Here is a 12,948-nt window from a genome sequence, read left to right on the forward strand (position 1 = left end):
CGGGCATTTTCCGACAATTTGCGGTGGAGCGATTTGGGAACTCTCAAGACAAATTTGCCGCTGTAGGATTCCGGCTCGGGGATGGCGATACCTCTGTTCAGCGCGGTAGTCAACCAGGCTTCCATGGCGTCACGGCTCTTGCCGGCAACTTCCTCCATGCTTTCACCCGGAGTCATACATCCTTTCAGCTCCTCTACTCGGGCCAAAAAGCCGCCTTCGGCTTCGGCCTGGATGTGGATGTTGTAAGGCAGGGCCAGGTAATAGGAGACGTTTTTCTTTTCCATGGCTTATTCCTCCAAACCAAGCATTTCAATAATCATCTGCAAATATGTTCTTTTAACAACGTGGTTGTGAACCGGAACCGTCATCTGAAGGTCCCCTTTAAAGAATACAAAGTGGCTTCCTTTCTGATTCTTTTTGTCCAACGTAAACCCAAAATGCTCTAAAATCACTTTTACCTCATCAAAACGCATATCGACAGGTTTGCGCAAAAACCGTTCAATCAATTTCTCCTTTTTTGACATGCGTAACTAAGTAGTACTATATTTAATACTATTTGTCAACAATTCGCATGTTTAATTTTTATTTTCTTTCAAACAATTGAGCCAGAAACTGGGTATTCGATTCCTTAGCTCGGGACAATGGTTCAACAAGGGGTTTAAACCCCTTGTTTAGAGGTGATTAAGAATCAGTAGTAACAGTTCGCAACCGACGACTCTAACGACGATTCAGGAAAATGAACCTTACCGCCCGAACAAAGTAATTAAAAGATCGGTTGTTTCATTTACGATCTGCATCGGTAGTTTTTTGATCAACGCCGCGTCCCGCACTTGCCAGTCGAGGCTCTTGACCTGGTCGGCCAGGACCACACCGTTGACAGGCAAGCCCGCCGGCAGTTTCACCTCGAACGGGTAGCCTTTGACCTGGCTGGTGATCGGACAAAAGATGGCCAGGCCGGTCTTGCGATTGTACTCTTCGGGCGAGAGCACCAGGGCAGGGCGGCGTCCCGCCTGTTCATGCCCCGATTGCGGATTGAAATTCAGCCAAATAGCATCACCCCGGCGCGGGATATAAACCGGTTTCACCAGACCTCTTTGCCGATAGCCGGATCGGTCTCTATGGCTTCATGGCAATTTTTTTCATTTATCAAGGCCAACAGTTCTTTTAACGCAAGTTTTTTAGTCTTTTTGGTCTTGACGATCAGAACAGAATTAGCGACACGCATTTCCACCGAAGTGGCTTCCTCAATACCCAATTCCTTGCTGAAGACCCTGGGTATGCGCAAGGCCAAGCTGTTTCCCCATTTCTGGATCGTGGCACGCATGTTTTTCTCCTTGATGTATAAACAATGTATATACTAACAAATTTGAAATGTCAAGTAAAACCGGACGACCAATGTTTTTCCCTTGTCTAATATTCCTTCATTCTGCTTCTTGCCCGCGTTTATTTGTACAATTCCGCATGGCTACCGGAACGGACCAGGATCAGGCGACCCGGTTCCAAACGGTAAATTAGCAGCCAGTCGGGACGGATATGGCAATCCCTGTGACCCAGACATTCTCCGGAAAGGGGATGGTCATGGTATTTTTCGGGTAAAGGCTTTTCGCCCGCCAACATTTCGATTACGGCAAGCAATTCGTCTATATTGAACCGGCCTAACGGGCCAATTTTTTTAAATCGCTCTTGAAGCGAGAAGTTTGAACTATTTCCCGCATTCAGCGCGCTTCCAGTTTTTCTTTAAAGCACCCAAAGTGATGCGTTCAACCTTGCCTTTACGGGCCGCTTCCATGGCTGCGATAGTATGTTTATTGGGAGTTTTTACCTTGAAAGGCAAAGCATTTTCAGCTATCACCTGAAAGAGAAAGAGGCGGATCCCATCGCTCAAGGTAATGCCCATTGCACGGAGGATTCTATCCGCTTCCAACTTCACGATTGGATCAATCCTGGAACGGACCACGCTGTCAGCCATTTTTTTTACCTCATCCTTTCAATGTAGCTACAATGTAGCTCAAATAGAATATAGTGCATTTTGTCTTTCCCGTCAACAAAAAAAATTCCTTGATAAAATGAGAAAGAGAAGTGACAGGTCTTGTCCCCTTTGTAGTGACAGGTCGCGACCTGTCACTACCGAAATTGGAATCGTCTGACATTGACCGCTAATCTGTCCATTTGTATCCATAAACAGAAAAACTTAGCGGCTTAGGCAGCATTTGACGACTAGGGCCTTTGCATGGTATAGTATTTTTTCATCAGGAAGAAGAATCCCAGAGAGATAATAAACCGTTTCCCTTTTATAGTGGTTGCGTTTTATGGTTGCGTTTTTCCAATGTGAGCGACCGTTTTCTGGCCTGAGCCTTTTAAACGGCGCCCCCTTCCTCATGCAAAAGGAAAACGACCATGCTAAAAAAGAATTTTGCCGATTTCGCCCTTTCCCACGAGATGAGCAAGGCCATCAGCGAGATGGGTTTCGAGGAGGCCACGCCGATCCAGTCCCTGGCCATCGGCCCGATCCTGGCCGGCGCCGACATCATCGGCCAGGCCCAGACCGGCACCGGGAAAACGGCCGCTTTCGGCATCCCGATCATCGAGCGCCTCGAATCTCATCAGAAAAAAGTGCAGGCCCTGATCCTGTGCCCGACCCGGGAATTGGCCGTGCAGATCGCCGAGGAGCTGAAGCTGCTCGGCAAGCACAAGCGGGACATCCGCATCCTGCCGGTCTACGGCGGCCAGCCTATCGAGCGCCAGATCGCCGCCCTGCAGCGGGGCGTCCAGGTGGTGGTCGGCACGCCCGGCCGCGTCCGCGACCATATGGAGCGCAAGACCCTGAAACTTGACCAGGTGCGCACAGCGGTGCTCGATGAAGCCGACGAGATGCTCGACATGGGCTTCGTCGACGAGATGAAATTCATCCTCGGCGCCATCGAGGCGCCGCACCAGACCCTGCTCTTCTCGGCCACCATACCCAAGGCGATCCTGTCCTTGAGCAAGGCTTTTCAAAACCAGCCCGAGCTGATCCGGGTGGTGCACGAGGACCTGACCGTTCCCGGCGTCGAGCAGACCTATTTCGAGGTCAAGGAATTCCAGAAGACCGAGATCCTGGCGCGGCTGATCGACATCCACGACCTGAAGCGGGCGCTGATCTTCTGCAACACCAAGATCCGCGTCGACGAACTGGTCGAAAGGCTGCAGGCGCGCGGCTACGCGGCCAGCGGCCTGCACGGCGACATGAAGCAGACCTTCCGCGACCGGGTCATGGGCCAGTTCCGCGGCGGGCGGCTGGAGATCCTGGTGGCCACCGACGTCACCGCCCGCGGCCTCGACATCAACGACATCGAAGTGGTGGTCAACTACGACGTCCCGCGCGACGAGGAGTATTACGTCCACCGCATCGGGCGCACGGCCAGGGCCGGCAAGAGCGGCCGCGCCTTCACCTTCGTGGCCGGCCGGGAAATGGCCAAGCTGGCCGAGATCCAACGATTCGCCAAGACGCGCATCCGCCGCCAGCGCCTGCCGTCGTCCGATGACGTCGAGGAGATCCGCAACAGCGCCGTACTGGAAAAGGTCCGCCGGATCATGGAAAGCGAACCAACGAAAAAATATGTCGCCATGGTCGAAAAGCTGACCGAGGACGACCATTCCTCCCTCGACCTGGCCTCGGCCCTGCTGAAGATGGTCATGGAAAAAGACGGCAAGGCTGTCAGCGAGGTTGCCCCCAAGGAACCGCTGCCACGTCTCGACGAGGGCGAGACGGCCCGGCTGATGATCAAGCTGGGCAAAAAACAGGGCGTCCGCCCCGGCGACATCGTCGGCGCCATCACCGGCGAAACCGACCTGGTCGGCCGCCAGATCGGCGCCATCGAGATCCATGACGACTTCAGCCTGGTCGACGTGCCGCAGGCCCTGGCGGCGTCGGTGATCGAAGTCATGAGCCGCTGCCAGATCAAGGGCCACCGGGTCTTCATCAAGCCGGCCAAGGACAAGGACGGCAAAAAGAAGGACAAATAATGATCGCGGAACGCAACGGCGTGTAGCGATCCTTGTGATCGCCCAATTGTTCAATCTTTGCGTAGGGGCAGGCTTCCGTGCCTGCCCTTTTGATTCAAAAAATGAAATCATTCTGAAAAACACAGGGCGGACACAGAGGTCCGCCCCTACGATTCGATCAATAACTCCACCACAGCGTCAGCACCGCGCAGACCAGGGTGATGGCCACGGCGATGACGAAGGTAACGGGAATGACCTTGGTCTCCTCGCCGATGCGGTCGATGCTGGCCGCGGCATTCTGCAGCTTGGCCGGCGAGATGACGCTGGCCAGCCCGCCGCCGATGCCCGAGGCGGCGGCGATGAGGATGCCGTAAGCGCCGATCTTTTCGGCCGTAGCCAGGTGCAGCTTGGTCAGCATGGCGATCGAAGAGGCCTCGGAGCCGCTGACAAAGCCGCCGAGCAGCCCGATGAACGGGGCGATGATCGGGTAGAATTTTCCGAAGAGCGACGCCGCGCCGGTGGCGACCACGGCGATCATGTTCTGCCCGGATGCCAGCAGTTGCCAGTCGCTTCCCTTGCCCGAATGGTTCAAAACGTAGGCCAGGGCGAAGAAGATGGCCGCGGCGAAAACCGGCCGCGGCGCCCGGCGCCACCATTTTTTCAGGGAGACACCCAGCTGCTGCCTGTTCACCTTTAAAAAGGGCATGGCCAGGAAGGTAGCGAACAGGATCCAAAAATAGGCCTGAGAGAGCAAGCGGATCTTTTCGGGAGCCCCGGGGATGACGGCCAGGGGCATGGCCCAGGTGACATTGAAGAGCTTTTCGAAAGGGAGCGCCTTCAGGTTGATCAGCACCGAAAAAACGATCAGCAGCAGCCACGGTGAAGCGGCGGCGAGAAGGCCCATCTTTTTCTCGACGGCCAGGTCCTCCTCCTTCAGCAACGAACGGTCGATCAGGGGACGGCCGCGGAGCTTGAGATAGGCCAGCATGACCGCGACCACGCCCAGCCCGGCGGCGATGCCGGTCAGGGGCACCAGGCCGACGGCGTTCATGCCGATGGCGATCAGGCCGGCGCTGACGCCGGCCAGCACGGTGGGGATGAACCCGCGCCAGATCATCCTCCAGCCGCCGATGATCCACAGCATGCCGAAGGCGATGCAGGTGCTGATAAATGGCATGTAGCGGGCGAACAGGTGGCCGATGTCGTTGACCGGCCGGCCGACGAAATTGGCGAAGACCAGGACCGGCACGCCCAGCAGGGCATAGGTGCAGAGGGCGTCGTATCCCAGGGCCGGCAGGGCGATGGAGATGAACGTGGAATAGCCCAGGGCCAGCATGATCGGCGGCAGGATCGAAACGGGGGTCGCGCCCATGGCGGCGATCAGGGTGCCGAAGCCGATGTTGATCAGTAGCACCTGCACGACCTTGTCCTGCGGCGAGACGGTTTTCATCAGCGCTACCACCCGGGCGATGGCCCCGCACTCGAGCATCACCGTGACCTGGAAGATCGAGGTCGCCACCATCAGGGATATGGGGAAGGAAGCGACCATGCCGCTGGCACTGGCCTTCAGGGCGACGGCCAGGGGCGTTTTGAAATAAAGCCAGGCGATAACGACCGCCGCCAACCAGCCCAGGGCTCCGGAAATGTCGGCGGCTTTTTTCGCCACCACCAGCAGCAGGAATATCAGGATAACCGGCAGCAGGGCCAGCAAAACGGCGATACCGTTCATGGGTCAACTCCTTTGGCTTGAATTCACGGGCAGTCTGGCCATTCGTTAAAAGCGGAAGAACATTTCGAACTGCACCCAGTTGTAGGCGTCGGCGCCGGCGAAATAGAAGCTCCCCGGCTTGAAATTTTCCCAGATGAAGCGGCCGGCCAGGTTCTTGCCGATGTCGTAGGTGATCTTGACGATGAACAGGTCACCGCGGCTTTTTCCGGCGCCGCTGAGCATGGCCGACGGCGCCGTTTTCTCGGCGGCGGCCAGATGGTGCCAGGCCAGGTTCAGCTTGACCTTGTCCAGCGGCTCAAAGACCAGGAGGCCGTAGAGGGAGACGAAATTGGTCCAGTCGGCGATGCGCGTCTCCTTGGCCTGCAGGTAGATGAAGGAGTCGCTCCACTTGGGCCAGCGGCTGAAAGCCGGGTCCCAGCCTTCGTAGCGATTCGTGGCCGGGTCGTCGCCGCTCAGGTAGATGCCGCCCAGGGTCACTTGCATGGGCCGGGGAAAGCGCCAGCCGCTCTTGTAGTCGAGGTGGAAATAGCCGCCCAAGCCGCTGCGGCCGTTATCCCCCCGCGTCCCCAGCTGCACGGCCCCTTCGGCGGTCAGCGCGAGCTTGGACGTGAAGGGATGAATGACGCGGCCGCCGACGACGTGGAGCGCCCCGCCCGGCAGCGCCTCGAAGGCGACGACGTCCTTGCGGAACAGGTAGGCTTCGAGGGCCGTCTTTTTCAACCGGCCGCTGAAGTAAAAGCCGATCCCCTGTTCCTCCTGTTCCAGCAGCGGCTGCTGCACGTCGTTGAGGCGCGGCAGCAGGGTGTCGCTCTTGGGCTGGCGGACCAGGAAGAAAGTCAGGGTGCTTGCGTTTTTCCAGGCGTAGTCGAGGCGCAGGCCGTTGAAATAGCCCGAGCGCGAGCCGTCGAGCGGCCCGCCGTCCATGATCAGGAACCCTTCGCCCAGCACCATGTCCTGGCGGCCCAGGGTGACGGTCAGCGGCAGGTCGCCGGGATTTTTCAACTTGAGGTTCAGCTGATCGAAGAAAACCTCGTTGAAGCCGTAGTTCTTTTTCAGCTTGGGGTCGGACTTGGGGGCCAGGTAGTAGCGGTTCTCGTTGGTCAAACGCAGGTTCACCTCCCATTTGGCGCCGGGCCGCCACTGGCCGATGAGGCTGGTGCGCAGGCGCATGTAAGCGCTCGAATCGCCGTTGCCGTCGTTCAGGCTATAGACGTTGTCCCAGCTCTCCTGGCGGATCCGTTCCCAGAATGAAAATGTGAAGGCGGGTTCTTTTTTTTCTTTTTCCTTTTCCTGTGCCGGCAACCCGGAACCGCTCCACAGCGCGGCCAGCAATACAAAAACAACCAGCGATTTTCCGTTCACAGTCCCTCCAAAAAATATTTTTGCGAGATTGCCCTAGAATTGAAAAAAAACTATATCGCAAAACACTCTCAAATTCAATTGTCATCAATTCTGTAATCGATCGGTATTCGTTTTTAAAAACATGACGGTGTAGTGACAGGTCGCGACCTGTCACTACAAATCCGTTTGGGCAACATCTCCGGCAAGGTGAACGAGTTATGTATTTTGCACAGTTGCATGAGTCTTTGATCGCGATTTACAAACTGAGGAAAAGCCCTTACAATGGCGCGACAGGGAGATGTACCATGAAATTGGCGTGGAAACTGCTGACCGTTTTCGCCCTGGGTGTCGCCGAATTATGGGCCGCCGCTCCGGCCGGCGTTATCATGGGCCTCCATCCGCTCCTGGTCTGCGCGGTGGCTGCTCTGGGAGCGGTCAGTGGCGGCACGGTGGTCATCCTGCTGGGCGAGCGGGTGAAGGCCTGGCTGCAGAAGCGGCGGAAACGCGAGCAACTTGAGGAGCGGCGCGGTCTGCTCTGGCGGGTCTGGCAGCGCTACGGCGTGATCGGCTGGGGGCTCCTGGCGCCGCTTTTGGTCGGCTCGCCTTTGGGCGCCGCATTCGGCCTTGTCCTGGGCGCCCCGCCGCGGCGGCTGCTTGTCTGGCTCGCCGCTGGTTCGGTGATGTGGAGCGTCGTGTTCACGCTCGCCAGTGCTTTCGGCGTGCGGCTGCTCGGGCATCATTGACTTTATTTTTTGCATCCATACAATAAGGCCGATGGAAAACAAGCATCAGCAGGAGGAGAGACAATGAAATCCCGCCGCATTTTCGTCTTTCTGGCCGTCCTGTTCAGCCTGACCGCGCTCGCCGCCGCCAAGGAGAGCGGGGCGCTGACCGTTTTCGTCAACAACTGGGACTCCCAGGTGGCCTTCGGTGACACGTTCACCATCCATGCCCAGATCAATTACCAGAACGTCCCCCTGGGCCGGTCGTTGGTCATCCGCATTATGTCGGCCGACGAGCCGCAGAACGCCTCTCTGAACGCTTCCAGGGTCAATGTCCCCTGCCAGGACGTGAGCAAGCCTGATTGCAGCGGGTTCTACGAAGTCACGTTCCAGGCCCATTTCAACAAGGAGAACTACGGCGAGCGCCTAGTCACGGTCGACGCCATATCCGAGACCTCGGACAGCAAGACCCAGCACTTCCTCGACCAGTACATCCTCAAGATCAGGCTGGTGCACAAACCCACGCTGACGATCGACAAGATCGACGCGCCGCAGCCGCCCGACACGGTGCGGGTCAACGAGCCGGTCCCGGTGCGCGTGACCTTCGGCACCTCGTGGCTGGTCCAGGACAGCAAGGTCAAGGTGACCATCCAGGCCACCAACGGCGGCAGCGGCCAGTGGAGCTGGGAATCGGGAAAGCTCGCCGGCGGCGTGATCAAGACCAGCGAGCCGATCCAGATCAAGCTCGACAAGCCGGGCCGCTGGAGTTTCACCGTCACGGCGGCGACGACCCTCGCCACGGCCCAGCCCAAGACGTTCACCATGGAGGCAGTACAGGAGGCCAAGCGCAAGGTCGGCCCGGTGACGCTCACCTATCCCAAGCCGCCCGAGACCGTCCGCGTCGGCGAAGCGGTGCGCTTCGACGCCAGCGTCGGCTACCAGGACCTGCCGGCCGGCTCGATGATGCTCTTCGTGCTCACCGACCCGGCGACCGGGCAGGACCTCCCGGCCGGCTGGCAGCTCTCGCGCTCGATCGCCGGCGCCGGCTCGTACCGGTTCTCGGGCATGGAGGCCCGCCCGGCGGCGAAAGGGAATTGGCAGCTCAGCGCCCAGGTGCGCCTGCCCAAGCTGAATAAACCCAGCGAGTATAAGACCGAGTGGCAGCAGGACGTCGTGCTCAAGGTCGTGGCCGAGCCCGCCGCCGACGCCCCGGGCGGCAGCAGCGCCATGCAGGCGACCATCACCAGGGTCGACCGGCCCCAGGGGACGCTAAAGCTGGACGAGGTGGTGCCGATCGTCGTCCACATCAGCTACGACAAGCTGGGCACCCTGCCCATCACGCTGAGCGCGACCGTCATGAACCTCACCAGTCACGGCGGTCAAACGGTCTCTTCGCTGCCCCTGGCCAAGAACGGCACCTACACTTTCGCCAACGCCCTGATCAGAGCCACGCCGCTGGGCAAGATCGAGGTGAAGGTGGAGGTCCGAGCGCCCGACGGCCATGTCCTGGCCAAAAAGAAGTTCTACATGAAGGTGGTACACTGACCCGGCGCCTGTTCGGGGACTGACGAATTGACATTTTACTGGCGGAGATACAAAATAGACAGTATGGAGCTTGTGCGCGGGATGGTTCTAACCGACCGTCACGCCGCACGGAACCATCTAGTGCAAAAGCATAGTGTTGCTATAGGAGGTAACAGATGAAAAATGGCTTTTTGAATCGGAAGATGTTTGCAGTTGCATGCGCTGCGCTGCTGTTTGCAGGAATGGGCATGATGGCATTCGCCCAGTACTCGCATCGCGATAGGAAACAAGAGCAGCGGCTGGACTGGATGCAGCATGAGGTGCGGATGGCGGAGTATCGCCAGCACCTGAACCAACAAAGGCTGCTCTACGCGCAGAGCCTGGCGCAGTTGCAGGTGGCAAAGCGCATGGCGCACTACCGTTACCAGCAGCGGTATGAAACGCTGATGCTTCAGCAGCAGAGAGTTTACGAGGCCGTGCGCGTCCATGATGCCCGCAATGACCCTTTCTATCTGACGAGGTTTGACCGCCGTTATAACCGCGGTGGCGTCTTTTACATGACAAATCAATACGGCATCGAGCATATCCATCAGGCGGTACAGCTCGGTTACGCGGAAGGCTACAAAGCCGGGATGGCCGATCGCCAGGATCGCTGGCGTTCCGATTACGAGAGCTGCGATGCCTACCGGGATGCGATCTACGGCTACAACGGCTACTACGTGAGCCGGGACGACTACAACTACTATTTCCGGGAGGGTTTCCGGCGCGGCTATGAAGACGGTTTCAACCGCATATACCGCTATGGCTCCTATGAAAACGGGAAATACGTCGTCCGCCGCAATATCCTGGAGGGGATTGTCGCCGTCGAGATGCTGCGCTGATCACCGGGATCAAAACGTCGTTGCTTTTTTAAAAAACTTTTTGGCCGCGAGTCTCTGCCGCGGGAGCTTCATGCTTACAAAAAGGATTTTTATAGCGGGCTCTGGAAGAAAAAAATAATATTTTCAACGATCCTCCCCAGACGCTCCCTGGCCGTTCGGCGGAATAACCCGGTCGCGCATTATTTAATTGACATTTCAAACATTTACTCTCACAATGAAAAAATTGGTCGCCCTGAAAGTTTTCAGGAGGAATGCATGAAGAAGCTGGTCGTATTATTTTCGTTGTTGGTTCTGGCGACGGCTGCCTTGCCGGCTGCTGCTGTGGGCTCATCGTTCTTGTATTGGGATAATGGACCGCAAGCCCACAAAATGTTGCCCAGGCAAAGCCTGGCGGAATGGCAGGCTTTTTTCGCAGGCGAAATAAAAAAAGGCAATTTGATTCTGGACAACGTGCAAGCCGACGCCAGCGCCGGCATGGTGCATCGCCGTTTCAACCAATTTTACAAAGGCATCCCGGTTTTTGGCGGACAGATAATATGGCATGAAAAGAACGGCGTGTTGGCCGGCATCAGCGGCGAGTATTACCAGATTCAGGCCGTTAATATCCAACCGAAGCTGGATAATCTGGAAGCCGAGAAGCGGTTCAGGCAATCCCTTCCCAGGCAGGATACGCTGGAGTTGACCGAACCGAGCGTGCTTTGCATCTACCCCGTTTCCGATGATGAGTTCCGCCCGGCTTTTCGCATCCGGGTGCGCCTGGGAATGGGGTTTTCCCGAACCGGCTTGGTCGATGCCGCGGATGGCACGGTTTTGCTCTCTTTTTCAAATATCAAAACCGAGCAGGCGGTCATCGGGGTTGGAACTGGCTTTCATGGAGATCAACTGAAACTGGTTCTCACCCAGGATGCCGATGGTTACTGGATGGCCACGGAAGACACAAGCATCCGTCCGGTCAAGCAGTACACGGTCGATTACAATCACAGCATCAATGACAGCCTGGCGGAGATCCCATCCAGCGCCAATGGCGTTTTTGGCACGGACATCGACGTGAATGTTCATGCCTATCTGGGTTGGGTATATGACTACTATTATGTGAGGCATGGCCGTCACGGCTTGGATGGTGCCAATTTAACGATTTTCGCCTATACCCATGTCTTGGGTCCTGGCTTAAGCGATAATGCTTTCTGGAGTTCCGATATGAAAGCCATGGTGTTCCTCGATCCATTGTATACGGACTGGCAAACCGGCGCCGGTCTGGATGTGATCGGGCATGAATTCACCCATGGGGTTACGACGTATACCTCGGGCCTTATTTATCACAACCAATCGGGCGCGCTCGATGAATCCTTTTCCGACATCATGGGCACGGCTATCGAATTCAATTTTCAACCGGCGGGAAACGGCTTCAACAAGGCCGATTGGGTCATCGGCGAGGATATCTTTCCGACTTACAGCAGCTCCAATGGCCTGCGCAGTCTCGCCAATCCCAATGCCTTTTCCGATCCATGCCATTTGAGCCAGTATGCCAATCTTCCTGATACAGAGTCCGGTGATTGGGGCGGCGTGCATACCAATTGCACAATTTTCGGGCATGCCTTTTATTTGCTGGCCAATGGCGGCACCAACGCCGTGTCCCATCTTTCTGTAACCAGCATCGGCATCGACAAGGCTACCCAGATCTACTTTCGGGCCTGGACTTTTTACCTGACTCCGACCGCCAGTTTTTTTAATGCCGCGAATGCCTTGCTCCAGTCAGCCAAGGATCTGTACGGGGCGAGCAGCAGCGTATACGGGCAGGTTTTGCAGTCGATATTTCCGGCCTGGTCGTGCGTGAGGTGTCGGCCGGGATGGTCTTCGACGTGATCGAAAAGAGCGGTTCCTGGTACAAGGTGCAGTTGCCGGCTGATGGCGTCAATCCCGCCCAGAAGGGCTTCATCCATGGGAGCGTGGTGAGCGAATCGGGCGGGAAGATTTCGGAGACCCCCGCGCTCCAGAAGCAGCCCAAAAAATCGGCCAAGCCCCGCCGGGCTGAAATCGAAAAATTCAAGCGCTACTCGTTGCGCGGTTCTTATTTTATGGGGTTTACCTCGGAAACGCTGGCCAGCACCTATGCTCCGACCATCTACCGGGAGCAGGCCAGTTTTGTTACATCCTATGAAGCCAAGAAGGGGAATACCATCGATGCCGCATTGGAGTACAGGCTTTCTCCCGTTCTCGGCGTTGAGATCGGCGCTTCCATCGCTTCCCGGGACGTGGCGGCTGCAATCACCGCCTCGGTTCCCCATCCTTTGCTTTTTGACGCCCCACGCCAGGTCACCGGCAGCCAGGGTTATAAACTGAAGGAAACCGACCTTTACCTGAACCTAGTGTATACCCTCAAGATGAACCGCATCGGCATCGACCTGTTCGCCGGGCCCTGTTATGTCATGGCCGCGACAACGCTGGTGGCGGAGTATCAGGTGACGGATGCCTATCCGTATACCGTGGTGAATGTCACCTACGGCTCCAAGGAAGTAAAAAAGAATGCCATCGGTTTTAACGCCGGCATCGCGGCCGGATATTACTTCGGCAATAGCGTGGGCCTCGTGCTGAGCGCCCGTTATATCGGCGCCAAGGCCAAATTTGATACCGCTACCGATGTCCCGGGCGTTGATTACAAAGTGGGCGGCCTCCAGGCCGGGGTCGGGTTGAAAATTAAATTCTGACAAGTTGCTCCAAAACTGGTAAGCCGGGGAAGGAACTCTCTTATTAAAGCCGCCGTCTTGGC

At 57.0% G+C, this 12,948-nt stretch carries 14 protein-coding genes; 6 read left to right on the forward strand and 8 right to left on the reverse strand.

Features of this window, described 5'->3' with window-relative positions:
• The 6 genes from NTW95_09050 to NTW95_09075 all read right to left on the reverse strand — a co-directional run.
• Nucleotides 1-284: toxin-antitoxin system HicB family antitoxin (locus tag NTW95_09050; protein ID MCX6557558.1), on the reverse strand; the 284-nt coding region annotated here is incomplete at its 3' end.
• 3 nt (nt 285-287) lie between these two features.
• Nucleotides 288-524 carry a type II toxin-antitoxin system HicA family toxin gene (locus NTW95_09055; GenBank protein MCX6557559.1) on the reverse strand — a complete coding sequence of 79 codons (237 nt, stop codon included), beginning with the start codon at nt 522-524 and terminating at the stop codon, nt 288-290.
• Between the two features lie 219 nt (nt 525-743).
• On the reverse strand, nt 744-1,088 hold the full coding sequence (gene mazF, locus NTW95_09060; protein MCX6557560.1) for an endoribonuclease MazF: 345 nt from the start codon (nt 1,086-1,088) through the stop codon (nt 744-746).
• Entirely contained in the window at nt 1,082-1,324 is a 243-nt protein-coding gene (locus NTW95_09065) for an AbrB/MazE/SpoVT family DNA-binding domain-containing protein (GenBank protein MCX6557561.1), read from the reverse strand. Before NTW95_09065 ends, mazF begins: the two co-directional genes overlap by 7 nt.
• Before the next feature lie 119 nt (nt 1,325-1,443).
• Complete coding sequence (locus NTW95_09070; GenBank protein MCX6557562.1) at nt 1,444-1,635, reverse strand: type II toxin-antitoxin system YafQ family toxin; 192 nt, start codon at nt 1,633-1,635, stop codon at nt 1,444-1,446.
• Between the two features lie 67 nt (nt 1,636-1,702).
• Nucleotides 1,703-1,969 (reverse strand): type II toxin-antitoxin system RelB/DinJ family antitoxin, encoded by a 267-nt coding sequence (locus NTW95_09075; GenBank protein MCX6557563.1) that lies wholly within the window; start codon nt 1,967-1,969, stop codon nt 1,703-1,705.
• Between the two features lie 428 nt (nt 1,970-2,397).
• Between NTW95_09075 and NTW95_09080 the strand changes: the two genes are divergently transcribed.
• Nucleotides 2,398-4,005 carry a DEAD/DEAH box helicase gene (locus tag NTW95_09080; protein MCX6557564.1) on the forward strand — a complete coding sequence of 536 codons (1,608 nt, stop codon included), beginning with the start codon at nt 2,398-2,400 and terminating at the stop codon, nt 4,003-4,005.
• A 157-nt stretch (nt 4,006-4,162) separates the two neighbouring features.
• Here the strand turns inward: NTW95_09080 and NTW95_09085 are convergent, their stop codons facing one another.
• Together NTW95_09085 and NTW95_09090 are read right to left on the reverse strand one after the other, a co-directional pair.
• On the reverse strand, nt 4,163-5,713 hold the full coding sequence (locus NTW95_09085; protein ID MCX6557565.1) for an L-lactate permease: 1,551 nt from the start codon (nt 5,711-5,713) through the stop codon (nt 4,163-4,165).
• 45 nt (nt 5,714-5,758) lie between these two features.
• The gene (locus NTW95_09090) at nt 5,759-7,075 is read right to left on the reverse strand and encodes a hypothetical protein (protein ID MCX6557566.1); all 1,317 of its coding nucleotides are present in this window, start codon (nt 7,073-7,075) and stop codon (nt 5,759-5,761) included.
• Between the two features lie 284 nt (nt 7,076-7,359).
• Here NTW95_09090 and NTW95_09095 point away from each other — a divergent pair, with 284 nt between their 5' ends.
• From NTW95_09095 to NTW95_09115, 5 genes are all read left to right on the forward strand, one after another.
• A complete protein-coding gene (locus NTW95_09095; protein ID MCX6557567.1) occupies nt 7,360-7,797 on the forward strand; it encodes a small multi-drug export protein in 438 nt (145 codons plus the stop codon).
• A gap of 63 nt (nt 7,798-7,860) precedes the next feature.
• On the forward strand, nt 7,861-9,321 hold the full coding sequence (locus NTW95_09100; protein ID MCX6557568.1) for a hypothetical protein: 1,461 nt from the start codon (nt 7,861-7,863) through the stop codon (nt 9,319-9,321).
• A 155-nt stretch (nt 9,322-9,476) separates the two neighbouring features.
• A complete protein-coding gene (locus NTW95_09105) occupies nt 9,477-10,181 on the forward strand; it encodes a hypothetical protein (protein ID MCX6557569.1) in 705 nt (234 codons plus the stop codon).
• A gap of 255 nt (nt 10,182-10,436) precedes the next feature.
• On the forward strand, nt 10,437-12,044 hold the full coding sequence (locus NTW95_09110) for a M4 family metallopeptidase (GenBank protein ID MCX6557570.1): 1,608 nt from the start codon (nt 10,437-10,439) through the stop codon (nt 12,042-12,044).
• Complete coding sequence (locus tag NTW95_09115; GenBank protein ID MCX6557571.1) at nt 12,008-12,886, forward strand: outer membrane beta-barrel protein; 879 nt, start codon at nt 12,008-12,010, stop codon at nt 12,884-12,886. The genes NTW95_09110 and NTW95_09115 overlap by 37 nt, the downstream gene beginning before the upstream one ends.
• Nucleotides 12,887-12,948 lie beyond the last annotated feature (62 nt).

This window comes from Candidatus Aminicenantes bacterium, from assembly GCA_026393795.1.
GTDB lineage: Bacteria > Acidobacteriota > Aminicenantia > UBA2199 > UBA2199 > UBA2199.